Below are 25381 nucleotides of genomic sequence, written 5' to 3'. Positions count from 1 at the left end.
AAGCCGGCAACAATGCCGGCTTCGTTTCGATCAGTCCAGTTGCTGAACAGTCTTCTTCACCTGTTCCGGGAAGAACAATCGCTGCAGCTCCAGCCCTGGCTGTTCGGCGCGCATGAATGCCTCACCTACCAGGAACGAGTAAACCTCATTGATTGCCATCAGCTCGACATCGGCCCGGTTGAGAATGCCGCTCTCGGTAATCGCCAGGCGATCACGTGGAATGCGCGGCAGCAGGTCCAGAGTAGTTTCCAGGCTGACTTCAAAGGTGTGCAAGTTGCGGTTGTTTACGCCCACCAGCGGCGTATCCAGGGTCTTCAGCGCACGCTCGAGTTCATCACCGTCGTGCACTTCCACCAGCACATCCAGGCCGACATCCTTGGCCGTGGCAGCCAGTTCGGCCATCTTCACGTCATCCAGCGCCGACACGATCAACAGCACACAGTCTGCACCCAAGGCTCGGGCTTCGACGATCTGGTAAGGGTCGACCATGAAATCCTTGCGGATCACCGGCAGCGAAACTGCTGCACGTGCCTGCTGCAGGTATTCGTCGGCACCCTGGAAGTAATCGACATCGGTCAGCACCGACAGGCAGGTCGCCCCGCCCCTTTCGTAGCTGACTGCGATTTCCTCTGGCACGAAGTGCTCGCGGATGACGCCCTTGCTTGGCGAGGCTTTCTTGATTTCGGCAATCACCGCCGGCTGCTTGCGCTTGGCCTGCTCGATCAGCGCGTTGGCAAAGCCACGCGGGGCATCGGCGGCCTTGGCCTGGCGCTCCAGCTCGGCGAGGCTGACGCGTGCGCTGCGCTCGGCGACTTCCTGAAACTTGCGGGCAATGATCCTTTCCAGCACCGTCGGCACACTCATGCTTCGTTCTCCACCTTGAATACTGCAGTAAAGGCACCCAGTTCCTGCAACTTTTCCCAGGCCAGACCGGTGTGCAGCACGTCATGGGCGAGTTCAACGCCCTGTGCCAGGGTCATCGCATGATCCGCCGCGTACAACGCGGCGCCGGCATTGAGCACGATCATTTCTGCGGCTTTCTGGCCATTTTCAGTCTTGCGCCGACCCAGCGCATCGCGGATCAGCTCCAGCGATGCCTGCGGGTTCTCGACAGCCAGCCCGTGCAGGCTCTGGCTCTTCATGCCGAGGTCTTCCGGTTCGACCCAGTACTCGGTGACTTCGCCATTCTTCAGTTCGGCGACGAAGGTGGGCGCGGCCAGGCTGAACTCGTCCAGCCCATCCTTCGAGTGCACCACCAGCACATGCTTGCTGCCCAGGCGCTGCAGCACCTCGGCCAGTGGGCGGCACAGGGTCTGGGCGAACACGCCAACCACCTGATGCCTGACCCCGGCCGGATTCGTAAGCGGGCCGAGCATGTTGAACAGGGTACGCAAACCCAGGTCACGACGCGGACCGGCGGCATGCTTCATGGCCGTGTGGTGGCTTTGCGCGAACATGAAGCCGATGCCCAGGCTGTCGATGCAGCGGGCGACCTGGATGGGTGTCAGGTTCAGGTAGATACCGGCGGCTTCCAACAGGTCGGCACTGCCGCTCTTGCCCGATACTGCGCGGTTGCCATGCTTGGCCACGGTGCAACCCGCCGCCGCCAGGACGAACGAGGAAGCGGTGGAGACGTTGAAAATATTGGCGCCATCACCGCCGGTACCGACGATGTCGACCACGCCATCAAGGCTCTTCAGCTCGACCTTGTCGGCCAGCTCACGCATCACCGATACCGCACCGACGATTTCGTCGATGCTTTCGCTTTTCATGCGCATGCCCATCAGGAAGGCGCCAATCTGTGCCTCGGTGCACTGGCCGGTCATGATCTGGCGCATGACATCGCGCATTTCGTCTGTGGAAAGATCCAGTTGGCCAACGATACGGCTCAACGCGCTCTTGATATCCATGTTCGGTCCTTAGCGGCGGCCGCCGGTTTGCTTGAGGAAGTTGGCGAACAGCTCGTGGCCCTGCTCGGTCAGGATCGACTCGGGGTGGAACTGCACCCCTTCGATATTCAATGTCTTGTGGCGCAGGCCCATGATCTCGTCGACCGAACCATCTTCATGGGCAGTCCAGGCAGTCACTTCCAGGCAGTCAGGTAGGGTCTCGCGCTTGACCACCAGAGAATGATAGCGGGTGACGGTAAGCGGGTTGTTCAGTGTGGCGAATACGCCCAGGTCGCGGTGGTGGACCGGGCTGGTCTTTCCATGCATTACCTGGCGCGCACGCACCACGTCGCCGCCAAAGGCCTGGCCGATGGACTGGTGGCCCAGGCAAACGCCAAGGATCGGCAGCTTGCCGGCAAAGTGCAGAATGGCCTCGATGGACACGCCCGCCTCGCTAGGCGTGCACGGCCCCGGGGAAACGACGATGCGCTCGGGGTTGAGGGCTTCGATCTGGGCAATGGTCATTTCGTCATTGCGAATGACCTTGACCTCGGCACCGAGCTCGCCAAGGTACTGGACGACGTTGTAAGTGAATGAGTCGTAATTGTCGATCATCAGTAACATTGGGTTAAACCTCTTGAATCTACTGACTTCAAAATTCGAACCTTCCCGCACAAGCCACAGGCGCGGCTTTGCCACCAGGGGCGCAAAAACAGAAAGGTAAACGGGGGCGGGCCGGACGGGCCGGCAGGGAATAGAGTCAGGCGCGCCAACGCCAACGGGCGTGGGCCTTGATTACGCGCATCAAGAGTTTGCTGACGATCAACACAGGATAGGTCTCGCTCATACGTCCCGGCACAGTAGCCTACCGGGGCGATGGGCGCAATATGCCCGTAAACACGGGGAAACGAATGGACTTGGAAGCGAAGCCCTGCGATTTGCTAAGGTCGGTCAGGTTGTTCCGACAAAAACAATGAAAAGGATGTTCCCTGATGCGAAAAGCCCCGTTAAAAGCTCCGTTGTTGCGTTTTACCCTGGCCTCGCTGGCGTTCGCCTGCAGCCAGGCGTTCGCTGCACCCTCGCCCTACTCCAGCATGATCGTGTTCGGCGACAGCCTGAGCGACGCCGGGCAGTTTGGCGGCATGCGCTTCACCAACCGCGATGCCGATGGCAACTACGCCCCGGTATCGCCGATGATCCTTGGCGGGCGACTGGGAGTGGCCCCATCGGAACTAGGCCCTTCCACCTCCCCCCTCAACCCGGTGCTGGGGCTGCCCGACGGTAACAACTGGGCGGTGGGCGGCTACACTACCCAGCAGATCCTCGACTCGATCACCACCACGTCGAAAACCGTAATCCCGCCAGGTCGCCCCGGCGCCGGTGATGTATTACGAGAAAAACCGGGCTACCTCGCCAACGGCCTGCGCGCCGACCCCAACGCGTTGTACTACCTGACGGGCGGCGGCAACGATTTCCTGCAAGCCCTGGTGAGCAGCCCGGCCGACGCTGCTGCAGCCGGTGGCCGCCTGGCGGCCAGCGCCCAGGCTCTGCAGCAAGGCGGTGCCCGCTACATCATGGTGTGGTTGCTCCCCGACCTTGGGCAGACGCCAAACTACAGCGGCACCCCATTGCAAAACCCACTGTCGCAGCTCTCGAGTGTGTTCAATCAGTCGCTGCTTGGACAGCTGAGGCAGATCGATGCCGAAATCATCCCGCTGAATGTTCCCATGTTGCTGGGCGAGGCCCTGGCCAACCCCAGCCAGTTCGGCCTGGCCACCGGGCAGAATCTGGTCGGCACCTGCTACAGCGGCGAAGGCTGCGTGGCCAACCCGGTGTACGGCATCAACGGCTCCACGCCAGACCCGACCAAGCTGTTGTTCAATGACTCGGTACACCCGACCATCGCCGGCCAGCAACTGATCGCCGACTACGGCTACTCGATCCTTTCCGCCCCTTGGGAACTGACCCTGCTGCCGGAGATGGCCCATGCCAGCCTGCGTGCCCACCAGGATGAACTGCGCAACCAGTGGCAGACACCTTGGCAGGCCGTTGGCCAGTGGCAGGCCTTTGTCGCCAGCGGTGCCCAGGACCTGGACTTCGACGGCCAGCGCAGCGCGGCCAGCGGTGATGGCCGCGGCTACAACCTGACCGTGGGCGGCAGCTACCGGGTGAACGACGCCTGGCGTCTGGGCCTGGCTGGGGGTGTCTACCGACAGAAGCTGGAAGCTGGCCAGCAAGATTCGGAATACACGCTGAACAGCTACCTGGCCAGCGCCTTCGCCCAATACCGCCAGGACCGCTGGTGGGCCGATGCCGCACTGACCGCAGGGCATCTGGACTACAGCGACCTCAAGCGCACCTTCGCTCTGGGCGTAAACGATCGCAGTGAAAAGGGCGATACCGATGGCGAAGCCTGGGCCATGTCAGGGCGGCTTGGCTACAACCTCGCAGCCGAAGGCAGCACCTGGCAGCTGGCGCCGTTCATCAGCGCCGACTATGCGCGGGTAAAAGTCGACGGCTACGACGAGAAAAGTGGCCGCTCGACAGCACTGGGCTTCGATGACCAGGAGCGCACCTCCCGCCGCCTGGGGGTAGGGTTGCTCGGGAGCGTGCAGGTGCTGCCGAGCACCCGGCTGTTTGCCGAGGTGGCGCAGGAGCACGAGTTCGAGGATGACCGGCAGGATGTGACCATGCACCTGACCAGCTTGCCCGCCAATGACTTTACGCTGACCGGGTACACGCCAAATAGCGATCTGACCCGAGCGAGCCTGGGGGTGAGCCATGAAGTGGTGGCGGGGGTGCATTTGCGCGGGAACTACAACTGGCGCAAGAGTGATGAGTTGACGCAGCAGGGGGTTAGCTTGGGGGTTAGTGTGGACTTCTAGGTTGCTGGGGCCGCTTTGCGGCCCCAATCAATTTATTTGGCGCAAGTTTGCTCAGCCAACGCCACAGCACGGAACATCGCCCGGCGCTTGTTGATGGTTTCTTCCCACTCCAGCGCTGGCACCGAGTCGGCAACGATGCCGCCACCGGCCTGCACATGCAGTTCACCGTCCTTGATCACTGCGGTACGGATGGCAATCGCGGTGTCCATGTTGCCGTTCCAGGCAAAGTACCCGACAGCCCCTCCATAAACACCGCGCTTGACCGGCTCCAGCTCGTCGATGATCTCCATCGCGCGGATCTTCGGCGCGCCCGACAGGGTACCGGCCGGCAAGATCGCCCGCAGTGCGTCCATCGCCGTCAGCCCTTCGCGCAGCTGTCCGGTAACGTTGGAAACGATGTGCATGACGTTGGAATAACGCTCGATCACCATCTTCTCGGTCAGGCGCACGCTGCCGGTCGAAGACACACGGCCGACGTCGTTGCGGCCCAGGTCGATCAGCATCAGGTGCTCGGCAATTTCCTTGTCGTCCGACAGCAGGTCGTCTTCCAGTGCGCGGTCAGCCTCTTCGGTCGCGCCACGCGGGCGGGTACCGGCAATAGGGCGCACGGTGACCAGGTTGTCCTCGACCCGCACCAGCACCTCGGGCGAGCTGCCGACCACGTGGAAGTCGCCGAAGTTGAAGAAGTACATGTACGGCGTCGGGTTGAAGCAACGCAGCGCGCGATACAGGTCGATAGGCGCGGCCTGGAAGTCGATCGACATACGCTGCGACGGCACCACCTGCATGCAGTCGCCGGCGAGGATGTATTCCTTGATACGGCCAACCGCGTTTTCGTAGTCGTCGCGGGTATAGCTGGAGCGGAATGCCGGCTCGGCAGCTTGCGGGCCGCTCAGGTCCAGGCCGCGGCGCGGGGTGATCGGCTGGCGCAGTGTTTCCAGCAGACCTTGCAGCTGAGCCTGGCCTTGCTCGAAGGCCTGTTCTTCAGCCGGGTCGACCAGCACGATGGCGTGCATCTTGCCCGCCAGGTTGTCGAATACCACTACCGCGTCCGACACCATCAGCAGGATATCCGGCACGCCCAGCGGGTCCGGATTAGGGCTCGCGCCCAGGCGTTTTTCCACGTAGCGCACGCAGTCGTAGCCGAAGTAGCCGACCAGGCCGCCGTTGAAACGCGGCAAGCCAGGAATGTCGGCGACCTTGTAGCGGTCCTTGAAGGTTTCAACGAATGCCAGCGGGTCTTCGACATCGTGGCTTTCAACCTCGACGCCATCCTGCAGGATGCTGACATGGTAACCGTGCACCCGCATCACCGTGCGCGACGGCAGGCCGATCATCGAGTAACGGCCCCACTTTTCGCCGCCCTGCACCGATTCGAGCAAGTACGAGTTGGGTTGGTCGGCCAGTTTCAGGTAGATGGACAGCGGCGTATCGAAGTCGGCCAGGGTTTCGCAGGCCAGGGGAATGCGGTTGTAGCCGGCAGCGGCCAGGCGCAGGAATTCTTCGCGGTTCATGAGTAGCCTCGTGGCAAGCAGCAATGGGTCAGGCAAACGGACGGGCCGGCACGCGCCGGCAGGCTGAAGTCAGGCGCGCCAACGCCAACGGGCCAGGGCCTTGATGACTTTCATCCAGAATTTGCCAGTAACCGCCACGGTGGACTCTCTGTCTTGTGAGGCTTGAAGGTCCGCCAACGTTATCCCAGTGGCCGGGTCTGCGCAACCGGGCAGCAATGCGCGCAGGTCGTCGATGACAAGGCTGGGGGATTCGTCGTGGATCGGCCGGCCATGGTTGTAACCGTAGGTCAGGCCAACACACTGCACGCCAGCTGCCTTGGCCGCCAGCACGTCACTGCGCGAATCTCCGACGAACAGCGATTGCTGCGGGGTAACGCCGGCCATCTGCATGACGAACAGCAACGCCGCCGGGTCTGGCTTTTTCTGCGGCAGGGTATCGCCGCCGATGATCCAGCGGAAGTAGTTGCCGATCTTCATCTGGTCCAGCAGGGGGCCGACAAAGCGTTCGGGCTTGTTGGTGATCAGCGCCATTTCCACACCCCGCTTGCGCAACCAGCGCAGGGTGTCCTGCACACCGGGGTAGACCACGGTGAGCTCATGGCTTTCGGCGTAGGCGTCCATGAACAGCGCCAGCGCCTGGTCGGCCAGCGCATCGTCCACGGCGGTGTGATCGATGTCACCCGCCAGCGCCCGGCGCACCAGCACCTGGGCGCCGTTGCCGACCCAGTGGCGAACTGCCTCCAGGCCAGCGGGCGGGCGCCCCAGTTCGAGCAGCATGCAGTCCACGGCGGCGGCCAGGTCGGGCACGGAATCGATCAGGGTACCGTCCAGATCGAACATCACCAGCCTGGGCAGCGCCCCGGGGAACAGCTGCTCGAAACCGCTCATGGGCGGGCCTGGGCCAGTTCGGCGCGCATCTTGGCGATGACTTCCCGGTAGTCCGGGGCGTTGAAGATCGCCGAGCCGGCCACGAAGGTATCGGCGCCAGCGGCAGCGATGTCGCGGATGTTGTTGACGTTGACGCCGCCGTCGATTTCCAGGCGAATGTCACGCCCGCTGGCGTCGATCAGCGCACGCGCTTCGCGCAGCTTGTCAAGGGTGCCAGGGATGAACTTCTGCCCGCCGAAGCCCGGGTTGACGCTCATCAGCAGCACCATGTCGACCTTGTCCATCACGTACTTCAAGGCGTCCAGGCTGGTGGCCGGGTTGAACACCAGGCCAGCCTTGCAGCCGCCGTCCTTGATCAGCTGCAACGAACGGTCGACATGCTGCGACGCTTCCGGGTGGAAGGTGATATAGGTGGCACCGGCTTCAATGAAGTCGCCGATGATGCGGTCGACCGGGCTGACCATCAGGTGCACATCGATCGGCGCGGTGACGCCGTACTTGCGCAAGGCGGTGCACACCATCGGGCCGATGGTCAGGTTGGGTACGTAGTGGTTGTCCATGACATCGAAGTGGACGATGTCGGCACCCGCAGCCAGCACTTTGTCGACGTCCTCACCCAGGCGGGCGAAATCGGCGGAAAGGATGGAGGGGGCAATAGCGTAGGGCTGCATGGCGCACCTGTTGGCAGAATCACGGTGGCGCGCATTGTAACTCAGGGAAAGGGATGAGGGCTGATTGGTATCAAAGGGTGTCGACCAGTTGTTACAACCTGTGCCGGCCTCTTCGCGGCTAAAGCCGCTCCCACAGGGACCGCACAATTTCAAATTTTGCACAAATCCTGTGGGAGCAACTGTCTTGCGCAGAATTTAAAAACCGTGCGCGATCCCTGTGGGAGCGGGTTTACCCGCGAAGAGGCCGGAAAAGGCAACACACCCTCAGGCAGGCTGCTGTGTTCTCAACTTCTCGCTGCGCCCACGCAACCACTCCAGGGTCAGCAACAGCACCACCGAAAACGCAATCAGCAAGGTCGCTGCTGCCGCAATGGTCGGGCTCAGGTTCTCGCGAATACCACTGAACATCTGCCGTGGCAGGGTCGCCTGCTCCGGCCCGGCCAGGAACAGCGTTACCACCACTTCGTCAAACGAGGTGGCAAACGCGAACAATGCCCCGGAGATCACCCCTGGTGCGATCAGCGGCAGGGTCACCCGGCGGAACGCCAGCAGCGGCGAAGCGCCCAGGCTGGCGGCAGCACGCACCAGGTTGTAGTTGAAGCCCTGCAAGGTCGCCGACACGGTAATGATGACAAACGGCACACCCAGCACCGCATGCACCAGAATCAGCGAAGTGAAACTGTTGCCCAGGCCCAGCGGGGCGAAGAACAGGTAGCTGGCCACGCCAATGATCACCACCGGCACCACCATTGGCGAAATCACCAACGCCATCACCAGCGACTTGCCGGGGAAGTCGCCCCGGGTGAGGCCGATGGCCGCCAGTGTACCGAATACCATGGCCAGCACCGTCGCCGCCGGGGCAACGATGATGCTGTTCTTCAGTGCCCGCATCCACTCGGCCGAGCCGAAGAAGTCCTGGTACCACTGCAGCGAAAAGCCCTGCAGCGGGTACACCAGGAAACTGCCACTGTTGAACGACAGCGGCACGATCACCAGCACCGGCAAGATCAGGAACAGCAAGATCAGGCCGCAAAGAATGCGCAGGCTGTAGTACCAGACCCGCTCCACCGGCGACATATATGGGCTCAGCATGACAAGGCTCCTCAGCTCAGGCGCAGGCGGCTGGCGCCAACCAGCCAGCTATAGATCAGGTACAGCAGCACGGTCGCCAGCAGCAAAAGCCCGCCCAGCGCGGTAGCCATGCCCCAGTTGATGCTGGTGTTGGTATAGAAGGCGACGAAGTAGCTGACCATCTGGTCGTTGGGGCTGCCCAGCAGCGCCGGGGTGATGTAGTAGCCGATGGCCAGGATGAACACCAGCAGGCAACCGGCGCCGACACCAGCGTAGGTCTGCGGGAAGTAAACACGCCAGAAACTGGCGAACGGGTGACAGCCCAGCGAAATCGCCGCGCGCATGTAGCTGGGCGAAATACCTTTCATCACGCTGTACAGCGGCAGGATCATGAACGGCAGCAGGATGTGCACCATCGAGATGTACACGCCGGTGCGGTTGAACACCAGTTCCAGCGGCTGGTCGATGATACCCATGGCCATCAGCGCACTGTTGATCAGGCCACCGGATTGCAACAGCACGATCCACGCCGCTACCCGCACCAGGATCGAGGTCCAGAACGGCAGCAGCACCAGGATCATCAGCAGGTTGCTCTGCCGGGTCGGCAGATTGGCCAGCAGGTAGGCCAGCGGATAGGCCAGCACCAGGCAGATGGCGGTAATCACCACACCCATCCACAGGGTGCGGGCAAAGATGTCCAGGTAGATGGCCTGGTCCGGGGTGGCCTTGGCCAGTTCGCCAAGGTCGTCGATACGGTGATCGACAGAAGCCAGCAGGTAGAACGAGGTCACCGTGCTGGTGTTGCGGCGGATCGCCTGCCAGTAGGCAGGGTCGCCCCAGCGCTCGTCCAGCGCCTGCAAGGCTTCTTTATAGGAGGCCGGTTCAGCCTTGAACGGCAGCGCCCTGGCAGTCTTGGTCAACAGGCTGCGGTAGCCTGCCAGTTCCATGTTCAAGCGTTTGGATAGGTCGCCAAGCGTCTGGTTCTTGCGCGCCTCGGCCAGGTCCTGGCTCAGTGCCTTGTACACATCCTCGCCAGGCAGGCTCTTGCCATCCCACTGGGTAATGATGTCTACCGTGCGCGGCAGGCCGGCGACCACTTCCGGGTTGCCGACGCTTTTGTACAGCAGCGCGGCTATCGGTACCAGAAACACCAGCAGAAGGAACAGCGCCAGCGGCGCGATCAACGCCTGCGCCTTCCAGCGGTTGACCCGCTCGGCGTGCTTGAGGCGCTGCTTGAGACTTTGACCTGCGCCTTCGTTGAGGGGCACTGCGATGGCCATGGCGAACTCCGCGATACGAACTGAAAATAGGGCCGCAAAGCGGCCCCCTAACGCTGGCCGTCTACTTCTTCGCCGCCCAGGCGTTGAAGCGTTGTTCCAGCTGTTCGCTGTTGTCGGCCCAGAAGGCCACGTCGATCTGCACCTGGTTGGCGATGTTCTCAGGCGTGGTCGGCATGTCTTTCTTCACCTCGTCCGACAGCAGGCTCACAGCCTTGGAATTGGCCGGGCCGTAGGCGATGTTCTCGGAGTAGGTTTTCTGCTGCTCGGGCTGCACGCTGAACGCGATGAACTGCTTAGCCGCCTCTGCATCCTTGGCACCCTTCGGGATGGCCCAGGCATCAAAGTCGTAGATACCGCCGTTCCATACCACTTTCAGGTTGCTCTCTTTCTGCACCGCAGCAATCCGGCCGTTGTAGGCCGAGCTCATGACCACGTCACCCGAAGCCAGGAACTGTGGCGGCTGGGCGCCGGCCTCCCACCACTGGATGCTGGGTTTCAGCTCGTCGAGCTTCTTGAAGGCACGGTCCTGGCCTTCCTTGGTCGCCAGCACCTTGTACACATCCTTGGGTGCGACACCATCGGCCATCAGGGCGAATTCCATGGTGTACTTGGCGCCTTTGCGCAGGCCACGCTTGCCCGGGAACTGCTTGGTATCCCAGAAATCAGCCCAGCTGGTAGGTGCAGTCTTGAGTTTGTCAGCGTTGTAGGCCATTACCGTGGACCAGACAAAGAAGCCGACGCCGCAGGGCTGAATGGCACCGGAAACATAGTCGCCTTCATTGCCGAACAATGCCGGGTCGAGCTCTTCGAACATGCCCTCGTCACAACCACGTGCCAGCTCTGGCGACTCTACTTCCACCAGGTTCCAGGACACGCTCTTGGTATCGACCATCGCTTTGACCTTGGCCATTTCACCGTTGTACTCGCCGGCCACGATCTTGCCCTTGCCGGCCTTTTCCCACGGCGCGTAAAAGGCCTTTTCCTGGGCCGCCTTGTTGGCGCCGCCGAACGAAATCACCGTGAGGTCTGCTGCCAGTGCCTGGCCAGCGGCGAACAGCCCCAAGGCCAGGGCGGTCAGTTTCAACTGCTTGCGCATTATTATTCTCTCCACAGTACAGGGTTGGTGAAGCAATCCATCAATGGGCTTCGGCAATCGGATCGAGCGCGCGGGCGTGCTCCACCTCCCAGCCCAGCGGTACCACATCGCCTACGGCCAAGGCCGGATCCAGCTCGGCAATCGGCTGCTTCACGAAGAAGTCGCCCTTGCCGCAAACCTCCAGGCGCACCCGCACGTGGTCGCCCAGGTAAATGAATTCGGCCACCCGGCCGGAGAACCGGTTCACGCAGCTTTCGCTGTGGCCGTTCAGGCGCACCCGCTCGGGGCGGATCGACAGGGTCACCGGTTCGCCGGCCTGGCCGACATTCACCGCCAGCGCCTCGATCCGTTCGCCGCGCGGCAGCTGCACCTGGCAGCGCTTGCCATCGCTGGCCAGCAGGGTGCCGTTGATGCGGTTGTTCTCACCGATGAAGTTGGCGACGAAGGTATTGCAGGGTTCTTCGTACAGCGTGCGGGGGTCGGCGATCTGCTGGATTTCACCCTGGTGGAACACCGCCACGCGGTCCGACATGGTCAGTGCTTCACCCTGGTCGTGGGTCACGTACACCACCGTCACACCCAGGCGCTGGTGAATGTGCTTGATCTCCATCTGCATGTGTTCACGCAGTTGCTTGTCCAGGGCGCCCAGTGGCTCGTCCATCAGCACCAGTTGCGGCTCGAACACCAGCGCCCGGGCCAGGGCCACGCGCTGCTGCTGGCCGCCGGACAGCTGGCCGGGGTAGCGCTGGGCAAAGGCGTCGAGCTGGACCATGTTCAGCACCCGCTTGACCCGCTCGCTGATGTCGGTCTTGCTCAGATTGCGCACGCTCAGCGGGAAGGCCAGGTTTTCGGCGACAGTCATGTGCGGGAACAGCGCGTAGTTCTGGAACACCATGCCGATGTCGCGCTTGTGCGGAGGCACATTATTGATCGAGCGCCCGGCCAGCTGGATTTCACCGGCGGTGGGTGTTTCGAAGCCGGCCAGCATCATCAGGCTGGTGGTCTTGCCCGAGCCGGACGGGCCAAGCAGGGTGAGGAACTCGCCCTTGCGGATGTCCAGATTGAGGTCTTTGACGATCAGCGACTCGCCGTCGTAGCTCTTCTGCACACCACGGAAGCTGACCAGCGTTTCGCTGGTTGCAGCATTCGACTTCGCCTCGCTCATGCCTGCACCTTTTTGTTGGATGACTGCGTAGGCAAAGACTAGACAAGCGGCAAGCGCCCGGAAATCGGGGGTGCTGAGAGAATGCCATCATCCGGATGGAAGATTGACTGTAGGGATCCCCCTACAAAGATGGCGGGATTGGAATACTCACTTCAGCCGCGCTGCTCACCCTGCGGGAGCGGGTTCACCCGCGAAGGGGTCAGCCCAGGCAACGCACATGGCAGGCCTGGCCCTTTCGCAGGTGAACCCGCTCCCACAGGGATTCGCTACAGGCTGATAGACAGGTATGTCGCAATCAGACCAGCTTGTGCTCCATGGCGTACTTCACCAGCTCTGCCAGCGAGTTCACCTTCAGCTTCTGCATCAGCCGCGCCTTGTGGGTGCTGATGGTCTTGCTCGACAGCGCCAGTTGCTGGGCGATGTCGTTGACATTGGCACCCTGGGCCAGGCGCTCGAATACCGAGAACTCCCGCTCCGATAACAAGGTATGTAACGGCCGCGACTCGGTCAGGCCCACTTCGAACACCATGCGATCGGCCAGCGCCGGGTCGATATAGCGCCCACCCCCGGCTACCCGGCGAATCGCAGTCAGCAACAGCGCCGGGTCACTGTCCTTGGTGGCATAGCCTGCCGCGCCGGCCTTCAACGCCCGCGCCGCCATCTGCGCCTCATCATGCATCGACAGCATCAGGATCGCCGGCGCAGCGTGCAACGCACGAATCCTCGGGATCGCTTCCAGGCCATTGACGCCCGGCATCGAGATATCCAGCAGCACCACCTCGCACGGCGTGTGGCGCAGGGTTTCGAGCAGTTGCTCACCGTTACCGGCCTCACCCACCACCTGCATGTCCTTGGCCAGGCCAATCAATTGCTTGATGCCTTCACGGACGATGGTGTGGTCTTCGGCCACCAGCACTCGAATCACGCTCGCTCTCCTGTTCCAACGGAATGGCCACGCTCAGGCTGGTGCCTTCGCCCGGTTCACTGTGCAGCGCCATGCTGCCGCCCAGCATCAGCACCCGCTCGCGCAACCCCACCAGGCCAAACGAGGTCGGCCGGGGCTGCTCGCGGCAAAAGCCTTGCCCGTCATCGCTGACGGTCATGCGCAATTGCCCGCCCTCTCGTACCAGTTCGATCTCGACACTGTGCGCCTGGGCATGGCGCATTACATTGGTCAGTGCTTCCTGCAGGATACGGAACAACCCCGTGGCCTTGGCATCGCTCAAGGCTGGCAGATTATCCGGTACTTGCACCAGACAGGGAATTTGCGTGCGCGCTTCGAATCGCCGCGCCTGCCACTCGATGGCCGAAGCAATCCCCGCGTCGAGAATCGGCGGGCGCAAGGCGGTGGCCACATCGCGCACCAGCTGGAACAGTTGGCTGATCAGGCGCTTCATGCTGGCCAGGCGTTCGTTCAGGGCCGGGTCCAGCTCGGCAAAGGCCAGTTCGCACATCGACACCTCCAGCTTGAGCACGGTCAGCATCTGCCCCAGCTCGTCGTGCACTTCGCGGGCGATGCGGGCCTTTTCTTCCTCGCGCACACTCTCAAGGTGGGCCGACAGCTCGCGCAACTGCTCCTGGGATTTCGCCAGGGCAAGCTCGGCCCGTTTCCCTTGGGTGATGTCCCACACCACACCATCCCAGACCACCTGGCCGTTGGCCAGGCGTCGGGTACTGGCCTTGATATCGGCCCAGCGTTGCTCGCCGTGACGGGTGAGGATGCGGCCCTGCCAGGACCAGTCCTGATCGCTGGCCAGCGCCAGGTCCTGCACCCGATGGTAGTCGGCACGGTCTTCGGGGTGCACCAGGTTGCGCAGGCCCATGTGCGGTTGCTGAATTTCGCTGGGCGCATAACCCACCAGGGCCTCGCTGCCCTCGCTGACATAGGGAAACTCCAGATCGCCCTCGGCGGGGTCTCGCTCCAGGCGAAACACCAGCCCCGGCACGTTGCCGGCTATACCCTTGAGCCGTGCTTCGCTTTCACGCAGGGCCGCCAGGGCACGATGACGCTCGGTAACATCGGCCAGATAGACCACCAGGTATTCAGCGTCACGAAAGCGCAGAAAGCTCAGCGACAGTTCTACCGGCAGCAGGCTCTGGTCAGCGCGCTGGCAGTGCGTTTCGAACTGCCCTGCACCGCCCTCCCCGGTGCGCGCGCCCTTCCACAGCTGCAGCCAGCGATCCATGTTCAGGCTGGGCTCGAAGTCGCTCAACGGCCGCTCCAGCAATGCGCCTTCCGCGTAACCCAGCATGCGCTCGGCGGCGTGGTTGGCGTAGCGCACGTGGCTGTCCCAGTTGACCCAGAGGATGCCTACCGTGCTCTGGTCGATGGCGAACTGGCTCAGGCGCAGCACTTCTTCACGGACTTGCCGCTCCACCAGGCTTTCCCGCGCGGTCAGCAGGCTGCGCTCCAGCCGGTGCTGCTGCCGACGTTGCCACATCAGGGTCGCCAGCGCGCACAACAGCAACATCCCGAACAGCAGGGCCAGGTTCTGCCAGAAGCCGGGCGACTCGCTCAGGCGCGGGTATTTCGGCTGCAGCCAGCGCTGGTGCAGTTGTTCCAGCTCCTTGGCGGGCAGCGCCTGCAGACCACGCTCGAGCACAACGGCCAGCAGCGGCCAGTCACGCCGCGAGCCGATACGCAACAGTTGCGGCAGGCCGATATCACCCACCACCGCCAGCTCACCGAACTCGCTCTCGCGGGAAAGGCGGCTGAGCTGGGCTTCATCCAGCACCGCGAAGCTGGCCTGGCCGCCGACCACCAGTTGCAAGGCCTCGCGCTCATTGGGCACGCCCTGCAGGTTGAGATTGCCGTAGTTACCACGCAGGTATTCCGCCAACTGGCTGGGCATGCGCACCGCAACGCGCTGCTCGCTGTCGAGCTTTTCCAGCTCTATGGCCATGGCCCCGGTGCGCGGCCCTACCACCAGTTGCGGCACGCGCATGTAGGGGTCGCTGAACAACCACAGTCGCAGGCTGGCCGGGGTCTGGGAAAGGCCGGGAGCGAAGTCGATTTCCCCCGCCTTCAGGGCATGCTCCAGGCTGGCCTGGTCAGCAAAGTTGCGCCAGGTAAGGTCCAGGCGCAATGCCTGCGCCAGGCTGCTTACCAGCTCGACGTTGGCCCCGTACAGTTGCTGCAGGCGTCGGTCGAACTGGGCGTAGGGCGCCTGCAGCACCAGGCCGACGCGCAGGCTACGGTGGCTATCCAGCCACTGCTGTTGCGCAGGTTCCAGCACAACGGTGGGCACTACCTCGGGCCTGGCCAATGCAATCAAGGGCAGCCACAAGCAGCCGATAACCAACAGGCGACGCACTCGCTTCATCTACACGCTCGTCCTGGCAAAGGCGGCCATGCAGCATGGCCGTCACGGGCAAATACTATTAGGCTGCCGGTATCATTCTGGCCCCGGGTTGACTCATGTCCACACTTTATCGCACGACGCTGGCAATGTGCTGCCTGGCCTCGATCCTTCCACTCGGCGCCCTTGCCGCCGATGCCGACCAACCCACCAGCGCCCCTGCGGCACCTGTTGCCGAAGCGCCGCGACCGCCGCTGCTGGAGCGTAGCCAGGAAGATGCCCAGGCCCTTGAGCGGCTGGTCCCCAAGGCCGAACAGCAGCCCCTGCAGGCCGGTGCCGACAGCTTCCTGGCCCTGTGGAAGCCGGCCAACGACAGCGACCCGCAAGGGGCAGTGATCATCGTCCCAGGCGCTGGCGAAACTGCCGACTGGCCGAACGCCGTCGGCCCGCTGCGGCAGAAATTCCCCGATATCGGCTGGCACAGCCTGAGCATCAGCCTGCCCGACCTGCTCGCCGACAGCCCGCAGGCCCGGGTCGAAGCCAAGCCGGCAGCCGAGCCCGAAAAACCCAAAGGTGAAAGTGCACCGGCCAAGGATGTGCCCGCCGACGCCAATGCAAACGTCGCCCAGGCCACTGCCGCCGATGCCGACACCGCCGAGAGCACCGACGCCGAACAGGCCAGCGAGCAGACCGATCCGGCCGATGCCGAGCGCATCTTCGCTCGCCTGGATGCCGCAGTGGCTTTCGCCCAGCAGCACAATGCCCGCAGCATCGTGCTGATCGGCCATGGCAGCGGCGCCTATTGGGCGGCCCGCTACCTGAGCGAGAAACAGCCACCACAGGTGCAGAAGCTGGTAATGGTCGCGGCGCAGACCCCGGCTCGGGTGGAGCATGACCTGGAAAGCCTGGCGCCGACCCTGAAGCTACCGACCGCCGACATCTACTACGCCACCCGAAGCACTGATCGCAATGCGGCCGCGCAACGCCTACAGGCCAGCAAGCGGCAGAAGGACAGCCAGTACAAGCAGCTGTCGCTGATTGCCATGCCGGGGAACAAGGCGGCGGAGCAGGAGCAACTGTTCCGCCGGGTGCGGGGCTGGATGAGCCCGCAGGGATAATGCGCCGAGCGGGCTGCTACAGCCCACGCCGCTTGCGGATCATGGCATAGGCCTGGTGCAACTCGCGGGTGCGCTCGGTAGCTTCACGCACCTGCGCCTCGCTGGCACCACTCCCTGCAAGCTTGTCGGGGTGGTGCCGGCTGACCAGCCGACGATACGCCTGCTTGACCTTGTCGCCGTCGGTGTCTGCCTCGACCGCCAGCAAGCGTAGCGCCGCCGCGTAGGTCATGGCCACGCCTTCTGGCCGGGCAACCTTGCGCGGCTCGTACTCCAGCGACATGGCCTGCACCTGCCGCCGACTCAGGCCCAGTTTCTGCCCCCAGTCCAGCAGTAGCGCACGCTCCTTGTTGCCCATCTTGCCGTCCGCCCAGACCATGCGCCAACAGGCGCGCAGGGTACCTTCCGCCGCATGCGGCTGCTGGCGAATACGCCGCAGGTGCCCGCCCAGCCGGTCCTTGCCCGCCTTACCGCGGTTGAACGCGGCAATCGCCCGCAGCCTGGCCGCCTCGGCCAGGTCCAGGCGCACCATTTCCTGGCGCGCCTGCTGGATATGCTGCTCGGCCACCCGGCCATCGCATTTGGCCAGGCGCCCGAGCATCACGAACAGCAACTCGTCGTCGCGCAGCGCCGAACGCCCGCCCAGGCGTTCGCGCATGTCCTCCCAACCTTGCAAACGCAGCCGGCGGTCCATGGCCTGCCCGAGCAACGCACCCAGCAACGCCCCGGGAATGCTGGCAACGGCAAAGCCGGCGCCCACTCCAATCACCGTGCCTGGCCACCACATGTCAGGCGCGCCCGCCAATCAGTCGCTCGGCCTCGGCCAGGCGCTCGACCGTGCCAACATCCACCCAGTGCCCACGGTAGTGCTCACCTGTGACCTTGCCAGCCGCCATGGCCCGGCGCAGCAGGGGGGCCAGCTTGAAGGCACCCGGCTCGCAGCCTTCGAACAGCGCCGGATGCAGCACCGACAGGCCGCTGAAGGTCAGCGTGCCTGGCGCGTCATCGCCATCGACGACCCGCCCGTGTTCCAGGCGGAAGTCACCGCGGCCGTGATGGCCAGGGTTGTCGACCAGCACCAGGTGCGCCAGGCCTTGCAGCGGGGCGGCGTGCAACTGCGTGAAGTCGTAGTCGGTCCAGACATCACCGTTCACCAGCAGGAACGGCGCGTCTGCGAGCAATGGCAGCGCCTTGAAGATGCCGCCGCCGGTTTCCAGCGGCTCGCCCTCGGGCGAGTAGCGGATGCTCAGGCCGAAACGGCTACCGTCACCCAGGTGGTCTTCGATCTGCTGGCCGAGCCAGGCATGGTTGATCACCACTTCGGTAACGCCTGCTGCCGCCAGGGCCCGCAGGTGGTATTCGATCAGCGGCTGGCCGGCAACCGGCAGCAACGGTTTCGGGGTATGCAGCGTCAGCGGGCGCATGCGCTCGCCTTTGCCCGCTGCCAGGATCATTGCCTTCATGCACGCGCTCCGGCCTGCAACTCGGCAATCAGCTCACCCAGCTCCGCCAATTCGGGCCGACGGCTGATCACTTCATCTATATAGGCGAAGAAGCGCGGTACGTCGCCCAGGTAGCGCGGTTTGCCATCACGGTGGCAGATGCGGGCGAAGATACCGATCACTTTCAGGTGCCGCTGTACGCCCATCAGGTCGCTGGCACGCTGGAATGTTTCGAAGTCGCCCTGTACCGGGATGCCCGCTGCCTGTGCTTTTTGCCAGTAGTCCCGCAGCCAGCCTTCGACCCGTGCCTGTGGCCAGCTGAGGAAAGCGTCCTTGAACAGGCAGGTAATGTCATAGGTGACCGGACCGTACACGGCATCCTGGAAATCCAGCACGCCAGGATTGGGCGTGCTCTGCATCAGGTTACGCGGCATGTAGTCGCGGTGCACCAGCACCTTGGGCTGGGCCAGGGCGCTGTCGATCAACAGTTGGCTGACGCGCTGCCAGGTGGCCATTTGCGCATCGTTCAAGGCCAGGCCAAGTTCACGCCCTACGTACCACTCGGGGAACAGCTCGACTTCACGGCGCAGCAAGGCGTCGTCGTAGCTGGGCAGAGGTGCATCCATCGGCAGGCGCTGCAATGCCAGCAGCGCATCGATGGCATCGGCGAACAGGCGGTCGGCGTTGTCAGAGTCAATGATATCAAGGTATGTCTGGTGACCCAGATCCCCCAGCAGCAGGAAGCCGCGCTCCAGGTCCTCGGCGTGAATCACCGGCACATGCACGCCGGCGCTGGCCAGCAGATGGTCGATGGCGACGAACGGTCGGCAGTTTTCCTGGGGCGGTGGCGCGTCCATGATCACGAAACTGTGCCCGGCGCCCTGCCAGCGGAAGTAACGGCGGAAGCTGGCATCGCTGCTGGCCGCGGTAAGGCTGCCTGCCGGCACGTCGCCCCAGGCGTTGTTCAGGAAAAGATCTTTGAGCTGCTCATCGAGCCAGACCGTCAGTTGTTGCAGGCGTACATCGTGTTCAGGCATTACAAGGGTCTCCGACGGCCCTAGCCGTCAAGCGGGTCATGCTTTATTATCCAGCATCTTTTTCAGACCATCGAGAGGCGTGCGGCCCCACACGCGGGCAGATGGCACGCAGGAAGCCCGGACTAATAAGATGGCATTGAAATCCCCCGCGTTTCGTAGAAAGTTTCCGTTGCTGGTGACCGGCGGTCTGCTGGCCCTGCAACCTCTGGCCACGTCTTACGTCGTGGCAGCCGAACAGTTCGACTGCCAAGTGTCCGCCGCCGGTGGTTGGGACTGCAAGCCCAAGGCCCCAGTCAACAACCTGCCGCCGCGCCCGGTGCACGAGGGTGCAGCCGTCAGTGCCGGCAGCGAAGCCGCGAGCGAAGCCGAAACCGCGGACCAGCCGATGTTGGTCACCGAGGCCAAAGGCCGTGGCCTGAAATCGCGCAGCGAAGATTACAGCCACCTGGACTGGGTCCCGCGTGACAAGCTTACCGCCGCCCAGCTGGCCGAAACCGGTCCCTACTGCGGTGGTGCGTACGTCGAGCCGCCCCGCCCGGGCATGGCCGACACCACGCCAAAGGACGAGTCGCCGACCTACATCAACGCCAAGGTTTCCAAATACCAGCAGGAGCAGCAGATCGCTACCCTGGCGGGTAACGTGGTCATGCGCCAGGGCAGCATGCAGGCCGAGGCCGACGAGGCCAACCTGTACCAGACCGAAAACCGCGGCGAGCTCAAGGGCAACGTCAAGATCCGTGACAACGGCTCGCTGGTGGTAGGTGACCAGGCGCAGATCCAGCTCGACACCGGCGAAGCCCAGGTCGACAACGCCGAATACGTGATGCACAAGTCGCACATCCGCGGCAACGCCCTGTACGCCAAGCGTGGCGAAAACGCCATTATCCGTCTCAAGGACGGTACGTACACCACCTGCGAACCGGGCAGCAACGCCTGGCAGCTGAAGGGCAACAACATCACCCTGAACCCGGCTACCGGCTTCGGTACCGCGACCAACGTCACCCTGCGGGTCAAGGATTTCCCGGTGTTCTACACACCGTACATCTACTTCCCGATCGACGACCGTCGCCAGTCCGGCTTCCTGCCGCCATCGTTCAGCACCAGCAGCGACACCGGCTTCATGCTGGTCACGCCGTACTACTTCAACCTGGCGCCGAACTACGACGCCACGCTGTACCCGCGCTACATGACCAAGCGCGGCCTGTTGATGGAAGGCGAATTCCGCTACCTGACCAAGTCCAGCGAAGGCCAGTTCGGCGGCGCGTACCTGAATGACAAGAACGACGACCGCAAAGACCAGACGGACTACAAAGAACAGCGCTGGATGGTCAACTGGCAGCACAAAGGTGGCCTGGACGAGCGCCTGATGACCGAGGTGGACTACACCGACATCAGCGACCCGTTCTACTTCCAGGACCTGGAGTCCGACCAGATCGGCGTGGAAAGCCGCGACTTGCTGAACCAGCAAGGTGCCCTGACCTACCGTGGCGACAGCTATACCGCCCGCCTGAATGTGCATGCCTACGAAATGGCGACCATTTCGCAGATCACGCCGTATGACCGCCTGCCGCAGCTCACCCTGAACGGTACGCTGCCGTTCCAGCCCGGCGGTTTGAACTTTGGTTACGAAACCGAAGCCGTGCGCTTTGATCGTGATTTGAAGGACGACTTCGTCTTCGACGAGGATGGCAACCCGGACGCAAGCGCAGGGGTTCCAGGCCGTCGCCTCGACGAGAACATCTTCGGCGTCGCCCGGGCCAACGGCACTCGCCTGAACTTCGCTCCGTCCATCAGCCTGCCAATGCAAGCCAGCTACGGCTACGTCACGCCGAAGCTGAAATACATGTACACCCATTACGATCTTGACCTGGACGGCAAGGGCAAGACCGACATCGCCGGCTCCAGTGCCGAGACTCGGGACCTGTTCGGCGACTTCAGCAGCAACCAGAACCGCGACATCCCGATTTTCAGCGTCGACAGTGGCCTGTATTTCGATCGCAACACCTCGATGTTCGGCACCAACTACCGTCAAACGCTCGAACCGCGCCTGTTCTACCTGTACGTCCCGTACAAGGACCAGATGGATATCCCGCTGTTCGACAGCGGCGAAACTCTGTTCAGCTACGATTCGCTGTTCCGCGACAACCGCTTCAGCGGCACCGACCGCATCGGCGACGAGAACAAGCTGTCGCTGGGTGTAACCAGCCGCTGGATCGAAGACAACGGTTTCGAACGCCAGAACTTCAGCATCGGCCAGGCCTACTACTTCAAGGATCGCAAGGTCCAGTTGCCGGGCATCGACTACCGCACCCGCAAGGATTCGCAGTCCGATGTGTCGCCGTACGCGCTGGTGTACAACTACTACTTCAACCGCGACTGGCGCTTCAATTCGGACTTCAACTGGGACCCGGACAGCCGCAGCACCCGTTCGGGCAGCGCGATGTTCCATTACCAGCCTGAAGACAACCCGAACAAGATCGTCAACCTCGGCTATCGCTACCGTAACGACACCATTTCCTACGACTCGACCACGGGTACCTGGAAAGTGGGCGGCGGTGACTACGGCACCCCGGGTGATCCGAACTACATCAAGGATTACTACAAGATCCAGCAGCATGACTTCTCGGTCATCTGGCCAATCGTGCCGCAGTGGAGCGTCATCGCGCGCTGGCAGCATGACTACAACCGCAACCGCACCTTGGAAGCCATGGGCGGCTTCGAATATGACAACTGCTGCTGGAAGCTGCGTCTGGTCAACCGCTACTGGATCGACTACGACGATTTCAGCCAGGCCCTTCCACAGAACGAAAAAGGCGACCATGGTGTCTTCCTGCAGATCGTGCTGAAAGGCCTCGGTGGTGTAGTGGGCAACAAGGTCGAATCTTTCCTCGACCAAGGCATTCAAGGTTACCGTACACGTGAAGACCAAGCTTATTGATCGTCTGCGCCCAGTGTTGCTGGGCGCCGCTTTGCTGAGTGGCGCGGTGCATGCCGCGGTACAACCTCTTGATCGCGTGGCGGCCATCGTCGACAACGACGTGGTCATGCAAAGCCAGCTGGACCAGCGTGTCCGCGAGGTGCAGCAAACCATCGCCAAGCGCGGCGGCGGCGTGCCGCCGACCAGCGCCCTGGAACAGCAGGTGCTGGAACGCCTGATCGTCGAAAACCTGCAGCTGCAGATCGGCGAACGCTCCGGCATCCGCATCACCGACGAGGAACTGAACCAGGCCATCGGCACCATTGCCCAGCGCAATGGCATGTCGCTGGAGCAGTTCCGCGCCGCCCTGGCCCACGACGGCCTGTCGTTCGATGACGCCCGCGAGCAGGTCAAGCGCGAGATGATCATCAGCCGCGTGCGCCAGCGCCGGGTGGCCGAGCGTATCCAGGTGTCGGAGCAGGAAGTGAAGAACTTCCTCAACTCGGACATGGGCAAGATGCAGATGTCGGAAGAGTACCGCCTGGCCAACATCCTGATCCCGACCCCGGAAGCCGCCAACTCGGAAGCCATCCAGGCCGCCGCGCGCCAGGTCGGCGACGTGTACCAGCAGCTCAAGCAAGGCGCGGACTTCGGCCAATTGGCCATTGCCCACTCCGCCAGCGAAAACGCCCTGGAAGGCGGCGAGATGGGCTGGCGTAAAGCCGGCCAGCTGCCACCCGACTTCGCCAAGATGCTCAGCAGCATGCCGGTTGGCGAGATCACCCAGCCCATCCGCATCCCCAACGGCTTCATCATCCTCAAGCTCGAGGAGAAGCGTGGCGGCAGCGAGAACGTGCTGCGTGACGAAGTGCACGTGCGCCATATCCTGATCAAGCCAAGCGAAGTGCGCAGCGATGCAGCCACCGAGCAGCTGGCCGAGAAGCTCTACGAGCGGATCAACAACGGTGAAGATTTCGCCACCCTGGCCAAGAGTTTCTCGGAAGACCCGGGCTCGGCGCTTAACGGTGGCGATCTAAACTGGGTTGACCCGAACAGCCTGGTACCGGAGTTCCGCGAACAGATGGCCAACGCCCAGCAAGGCGTCGTGACCAAACCGTTCAAGACCCAGTACGGCTGGCATGTCCTGGAAGTGCTGGGCCGCCGCGCCACCGACAGCACCGAGCAGGCGCGCGAACAGCAGGCCCTGAGCGTGCTGCGTAACCGCAAGTATGACGAAGAGCTGCAAACCTGGCTGCGCCAGATCCGCGACGAAGCCTACGTTGAAATCAAGCTGCCTGGCGCTGACCAGGCCGCCCAGTGAAGCCGCAGCGCTTCGCCGTCACCCCCGGAGAGCCAGCCGGCATAGGTCCCGACCTGTGCCTGCTGCTCGCCGCAGACGCCCAGCCCCACCCCCTGATCGCCATCACCAGCCGTGACCTGCTCGCCGAGCGGGCCACCCAGCTGGGGGTTGCGGTCAGCCTGCTGCCGGTAGCGCCGGGCCAATGGCCCGAGCAGCCAGCGCCTGCAGGTAGCCTGTACGTCTGGGACACCCCCCTTGCAGCCCCGGTAGTGCCAGGCCAGCTCGACCAGGCCAACGCGGCGTTCGTGCTGGAAACCCTGACCCGTGCCGGGCAAGGCTGTCTGGACGGGCATTTCGCCGGGATGATCACCGCCCCTGTGCACAAGGGGGTGATCAACGAGAGTGGCATCGCCTTCTCTGGGCATACCGAATTCCTCGCCGAGCTGACTCACACCGCGCAAGTGGTAATGATGCTGGCCACGCACGGCCTGCGCGTCGCCCTGGTGACCACGCACCTGCCGCTGCGCGACATCGCCGACGCCATCACCGCCGAGCGCGTCGAGCGTGTAACACGAATCCTGCATGCCGACATGCGCGACAAGTTCGGCATCGCCAACCCGCGCATCCTGGTGTGCGGCCTCAACCCGCACGCGGGCGAGGGCGGCCATCTGGGCCGCGAAGAAATCGACATCATCGAACCGACCCTGGCCCGCCTGCGCACCGAAGGCATGGACCTGCGCGGACCACTGCCGGCCGATACCCTGTTTACCCCCAAATATCTGGAGCACTGCGATGCAGTGCTGGCGATGTACCACGACCAGGGCCTGCCCGTACTCAAGTACAAAGGCTTTGGCGCTGCGGTCAACGTGACGCTGGGCCTGCCGATCATCCGTACCTCGGTTGACCACGGCACCGCCCTGGACCTTGCCGGCACCGGCAAGATCGACACCGGCAGCCTGCGCGTTGCGCTGGACACCGCCTACCAGATGGCCGAGAACCGACCATGAACGAGCAATACCAACACCGGGCGCGCAAGCGCTTCGGCCAGAACTTCCTGCACGACGCCGGTGTTATCGACCGTATCCTGCGCGCCATCAACGCCAAGGCCGGCGAACACTTGCTGGAAATCGGCCCGGGCCAGGGCGCCCTCACCGAAGGCCTGCTGGGCAGCGGTGCACAACTGGACGTTGTGGAACTGGACAAGGACCTGGTGCCGATCCTGCAGCACAAGTTCGCTGACCGCGGCAACTTCCGCCTGCACCAGGGCGACGCCCTGAAGTTCGACTTCAACCAGCTGGGCGTGCCAGCGCGCAGCCTGAAGGTGGTGGGCAACCTGCCCTACAACATCTCCACCCCGTTGATCTTCCACCTGCTCAGCCACGCCGGGCTGATCCGCGACATGCACTTCATGCTGCAGAAGGAAGTGGTAGAACGCATGGCCGCCGGCCCTGGCGGTGGTGACTGGGGGCGTTTGTCGATCATGGTGCAGTACCACTGCCGGGTCGAGCACCTGTTCAATGTTGGCCCTGGCGCCTTCAACCCGCCGCCGAAAGTGGACTCTGCGATTGTCCGCCTGGTACCGCACGAAGTGCTGCCGTATCCGGCCAAGGACCACCTGCTGCTGGAGCGCGTGGTGCGCGAGGCGTTCAACCAGCGCCGCAAGACCCTGCGCAACACCATGAAGGGCCTGCTCGACAGCGCAGCCATCGAGGCAGCTGGCGTGGACGGCAGCCTGCGCCCTGAGCAGCTGGACCTGGCAGCCTTCGTACGCCTGGCCGACCAGCTGGCTGATCAGCAGCAAGCCTGATCCAG

21 protein-coding genes are annotated in these 25381 nt (G+C 63.2%); 6 read left to right on the top strand and 15 right to left on the bottom strand.

Annotation, left to right across the window (positions count from 1 at the left end):
- Positions 1 to 30: 30 nt before the first annotated feature.
- The 3 genes from trpC to AC5O5I_RS02060 are packed head-to-tail and all read right to left on the bottom strand — an operon-like array spanning position 31 to position 2513.
- Positions 31 to 864 carry an indole-3-glycerol phosphate synthase TrpC gene (gene trpC / locus AC5O5I_RS02070; RefSeq protein ID WP_494512009.1) on the bottom strand — a complete coding sequence of 278 codons (834 nt, stop codon included), beginning with the start codon at positions 862 to 864 and terminating at the stop codon, positions 31 to 33.
- Positions 861 to 1910: an anthranilate phosphoribosyltransferase gene (gene trpD / locus AC5O5I_RS02065; protein ID WP_172229497.1), complete on the bottom strand. Its 1050-nt coding sequence runs from the start codon at positions 1908 to 1910 to the stop codon at positions 861 to 863. Before trpD ends, trpC begins: the two co-directional genes overlap by 4 nt.
- Positions 1911 to 1919: 9 nt before the next feature.
- Positions 1920 to 2513 (bottom strand): aminodeoxychorismate/anthranilate synthase component II, encoded by a 594-nt coding sequence (locus tag AC5O5I_RS02060; protein WP_172229499.1) that lies wholly within the window; start codon positions 2511 to 2513, stop codon positions 1920 to 1922.
- Between the two features lie 368 nt (positions 2514 to 2881).
- Here AC5O5I_RS02060 and estP point away from each other — a divergent pair, with 368 nt between their 5' ends.
- A complete protein-coding gene (gene estP, locus AC5O5I_RS02055; RefSeq protein WP_494512008.1) occupies positions 2882 to 4774 on the top strand; it encodes an esterase EstP in 1893 nt (630 codons plus the stop codon).
- Positions 4775 to 4806: 32 nt separating this feature from the next.
- Here estP and trpE read toward each other — a convergent pair whose 3' ends face one another.
- The 9 genes from trpE to AC5O5I_RS02010 form a co-directional block, all read right to left on the bottom strand.
- On the bottom strand, positions 4807 to 6288 hold the full coding sequence (gene trpE, locus AC5O5I_RS02050; RefSeq protein ID WP_172288472.1) for an anthranilate synthase component I: 1482 nt from the start codon (positions 6286 to 6288) through the stop codon (positions 4807 to 4809).
- A gap of 69 nt (positions 6289 to 6357) precedes the next feature.
- Positions 6358 to 7176: a phosphoglycolate phosphatase gene (locus AC5O5I_RS02045; protein ID WP_172228118.1), complete on the bottom strand. Its 819-nt coding sequence runs from the start codon at positions 7174 to 7176 to the stop codon at positions 6358 to 6360.
- On the bottom strand, positions 7173 to 7847 hold the full coding sequence (gene rpe / locus AC5O5I_RS02040; RefSeq protein ID WP_172288470.1) for a ribulose-phosphate 3-epimerase: 675 nt from the start codon (positions 7845 to 7847) through the stop codon (positions 7173 to 7175). Before rpe ends, AC5O5I_RS02045 begins: the two co-directional genes overlap by 4 nt.
- Before the next feature lie 264 nt (positions 7848 to 8111).
- Positions 8112 to 8939 (bottom strand): ABC transporter permease, encoded by an 828-nt coding sequence (locus tag AC5O5I_RS02035; RefSeq protein WP_172228122.1) that lies wholly within the window; start codon positions 8937 to 8939, stop codon positions 8112 to 8114.
- 11 nt (positions 8940 to 8950) lie between these two features.
- Complete coding sequence (locus tag AC5O5I_RS02030; protein WP_494512007.1) at positions 8951 to 10198, bottom strand: ABC transporter permease; 1248 nt, start codon at positions 10196 to 10198, stop codon at positions 8951 to 8953.
- A gap of 61 nt (positions 10199 to 10259) precedes the next feature.
- A complete protein-coding gene (locus AC5O5I_RS02025; RefSeq protein ID WP_172228126.1) occupies positions 10260 to 11294 on the bottom strand; it encodes an ABC transporter substrate-binding protein in 1035 nt (344 codons plus the stop codon).
- A gap of 40 nt (positions 11295 to 11334) precedes the next feature.
- Positions 11335 to 12459, bottom strand: a complete 1125-nt coding sequence (locus AC5O5I_RS02020) for an ABC transporter ATP-binding protein (protein ID WP_172228128.1) — start codon at positions 12457 to 12459, stop codon at positions 11335 to 11337.
- Between the two features lie 295 nt (positions 12460 to 12754).
- Positions 12755 to 13384 carry a response regulator gene (locus AC5O5I_RS02015; protein ID WP_172286743.1) on the bottom strand — a complete coding sequence of 210 codons (630 nt, stop codon included), beginning with the start codon at positions 13382 to 13384 and terminating at the stop codon, positions 12755 to 12757.
- Entirely contained in the window at positions 13341 to 15782 is a 2442-nt protein-coding gene (locus tag AC5O5I_RS02010; protein ID WP_494512006.1) for a PAS domain-containing sensor histidine kinase, read from the bottom strand. The genes AC5O5I_RS02015 and AC5O5I_RS02010 overlap by 44 nt, the downstream gene beginning before the upstream one ends.
- 95 nt (positions 15783 to 15877) lie before the next feature.
- Here AC5O5I_RS02010 and AC5O5I_RS02005 point away from each other — a divergent pair, with 95 nt between their 5' ends.
- Positions 15878 to 16876, top strand: a complete 999-nt coding sequence (locus tag AC5O5I_RS02005; protein WP_494512005.1) for an alpha/beta hydrolase family protein — start codon at positions 15878 to 15880, stop codon at positions 16874 to 16876.
- Positions 16877 to 16892: 16 nt separating this feature from the next.
- Here the strand turns inward: AC5O5I_RS02005 and AC5O5I_RS02000 are convergent, their stop codons facing one another.
- Genes AC5O5I_RS02000 through AC5O5I_RS01990 form a run of 3 tightly spaced genes read right to left on the bottom strand, consistent with a single transcriptional unit; the run spans position 16893 to position 19352 of the window.
- Positions 16893 to 17660, bottom strand: a complete 768-nt coding sequence (locus AC5O5I_RS02000) for a TerB family tellurite resistance protein (RefSeq protein ID WP_172286741.1) — start codon at positions 17658 to 17660, stop codon at positions 16893 to 16895.
- A gap of 1 nt (position 17661) precedes the next feature.
- Positions 17662 to 18336 carry an N-acetylmuramate alpha-1-phosphate uridylyltransferase MurU gene (gene murU / locus AC5O5I_RS01995; protein ID WP_494512004.1) on the bottom strand — a complete coding sequence of 225 codons (675 nt, stop codon included), beginning with the start codon at positions 18334 to 18336 and terminating at the stop codon, positions 17662 to 17664.
- On the bottom strand, positions 18333 to 19352 hold the full coding sequence (locus AC5O5I_RS01990) for an aminoglycoside phosphotransferase family protein (RefSeq protein ID WP_494512003.1): 1020 nt from the start codon (positions 19350 to 19352) through the stop codon (positions 18333 to 18335). The genes murU and AC5O5I_RS01990 overlap by 4 nt, the downstream gene beginning before the upstream one ends.
- A 130-nt stretch (positions 19353 to 19482) precedes the next feature.
- Here AC5O5I_RS01990 and AC5O5I_RS01985 point away from each other — a divergent pair, with 130 nt between their 5' ends.
- The 4 genes from AC5O5I_RS01985 to rsmA are packed head-to-tail and all read left to right on the top strand — an operon-like array spanning position 19483 to position 25376.
- Complete coding sequence (locus AC5O5I_RS01985; protein ID WP_172286739.1) at positions 19483 to 22290, top strand: LPS-assembly protein LptD; 2808 nt, start codon at positions 19483 to 19485, stop codon at positions 22288 to 22290.
- The gene (gene surA, locus AC5O5I_RS01980; RefSeq protein ID WP_494512002.1) at positions 22271 to 23590 is read left to right on the top strand and encodes a peptidylprolyl isomerase SurA; all 1320 of its coding nucleotides are present in this window, start codon (positions 22271 to 22273) and stop codon (positions 23588 to 23590) included. Before AC5O5I_RS01985 ends, surA begins: the two co-directional genes overlap by 20 nt.
- The gene (gene pdxA / locus AC5O5I_RS01975) at positions 23587 to 24576 is read left to right on the top strand and encodes a 4-hydroxythreonine-4-phosphate dehydrogenase PdxA (RefSeq protein ID WP_172286737.1); all 990 of its coding nucleotides are present in this window, start codon (positions 23587 to 23589) and stop codon (positions 24574 to 24576) included. The genes surA and pdxA overlap by 4 nt, the downstream gene beginning before the upstream one ends.
- Entirely contained in the window at positions 24573 to 25376 is an 804-nt protein-coding gene (gene rsmA, locus AC5O5I_RS01970) for a 16S rRNA (adenine(1518)-N(6)/adenine(1519)-N(6))-dimethyltransferase RsmA (RefSeq protein ID WP_172286736.1), read from the top strand. Before pdxA ends, rsmA begins: the two co-directional genes overlap by 4 nt.
- Positions 25377 to 25381: the final 5 nt, after the last annotated feature.

This window comes from Pseudomonas sp. 9_2_1 (assembly GCF_059295275.1).
Note: the sequence above shows the minus strand (reverse complement) of the source record. Positions and strands in the feature narration are given on the sequence as shown.

What these genes read in the sequence shown, in the direction of transcription:
- AC5O5I_RS02025 (WP_172228126.1), bottom strand. Translation starts at nt 11,294, where the DNA reads ATGCGCAAGCAGTTGAAACTGACCGCCCTGGCCTTGGGGCTGTTCGCC.
- trpE (WP_172288472.1), bottom strand. Translation starts at nt 6,288, where the DNA reads ATGAACCGCGAAGAATTCCTGCGCCTGGCCGCTGCCGGCTACAACCGC.
- AC5O5I_RS02035 (WP_172228122.1), bottom strand. Translation starts at nt 8,939, where the DNA reads ATGCTGAGCCCATATATGTCGCCGGTGGAGCGGGTCTGGTACTACAGC.
- AC5O5I_RS01990 (WP_494512003.1), bottom strand. Translation starts at nt 19,352, where the DNA reads ATGCCTGAACACGATGTACGCCTGCAACAACTGACGGTCTGGCTCGAT.
- trpD (WP_172229497.1), bottom strand. Translation starts at nt 1,910, where the DNA reads ATGGATATCAAGAGCGCGTTGAGCCGTATCGTTGGCCAACTGGATCTT.
- AC5O5I_RS02005 (WP_494512005.1), top strand. Translation starts at nt 15,878, where the DNA reads ATGTCCACACTTTATCGCACGACGCTGGCAATGTGCTGCCTGGCCTCG.
- rpe (WP_172288470.1), bottom strand. Translation starts at nt 7,847, where the DNA reads ATGCAGCCCTACGCTATTGCCCCCTCCATCCTTTCCGCCGATTTCGCC.
- AC5O5I_RS02020 (WP_172228128.1), bottom strand. Translation starts at nt 12,459, where the DNA reads ATGAGCGAGGCGAAGTCGAATGCTGCAACCAGCGAAACGCTGGTCAGC.
- AC5O5I_RS02030 (WP_494512007.1), bottom strand. Translation starts at nt 10,198, where the DNA reads ATGGCCATCGCAGTGCCCCTCAACGAAGGCGCAGGTCAAAGTCTCAAG.
- AC5O5I_RS01985 (WP_172286739.1), top strand. Translation starts at nt 19,483, where the DNA reads ATGGCATTGAAATCCCCCGCGTTTCGTAGAAAGTTTCCGTTGCTGGTG.
- estP (WP_494512008.1), top strand. Translation starts at nt 2,882, where the DNA reads ATGCGAAAAGCCCCGTTAAAAGCTCCGTTGTTGCGTTTTACCCTGGCC.
- AC5O5I_RS02000 (WP_172286741.1), bottom strand. Translation starts at nt 17,660, where the DNA reads ATGTGGTGGCCAGGCACGGTGATTGGAGTGGGCGCCGGCTTTGCCGTT.
- AC5O5I_RS02060 (WP_172229499.1), bottom strand. Translation starts at nt 2,513, where the DNA reads ATGTTACTGATGATCGACAATTACGACTCATTCACTTACAACGTCGTC.
- AC5O5I_RS02045 (WP_172228118.1), bottom strand. Translation starts at nt 7,176, where the DNA reads ATGAGCGGTTTCGAGCAGCTGTTCCCCGGGGCGCTGCCCAGGCTGGTG.
- trpC (WP_494512009.1), bottom strand. Translation starts at nt 864, where the DNA reads ATGAGTGTGCCGACGGTGCTGGAAAGGATCATTGCCCGCAAGTTTCAG.
- AC5O5I_RS02010 (WP_494512006.1), bottom strand. Translation starts at nt 15,782, where the DNA reads ATGAAGCGAGTGCGTCGCCTGTTGGTTATCGGCTGCTTGTGGCTGCCC.
- murU (WP_494512004.1), bottom strand. Translation starts at nt 18,336, where the DNA reads ATGAAGGCAATGATCCTGGCAGCGGGCAAAGGCGAGCGCATGCGCCCG.
- rsmA (WP_172286736.1), top strand. Translation starts at nt 24,573, where the DNA reads ATGAACGAGCAATACCAACACCGGGCGCGCAAGCGCTTCGGCCAGAAC.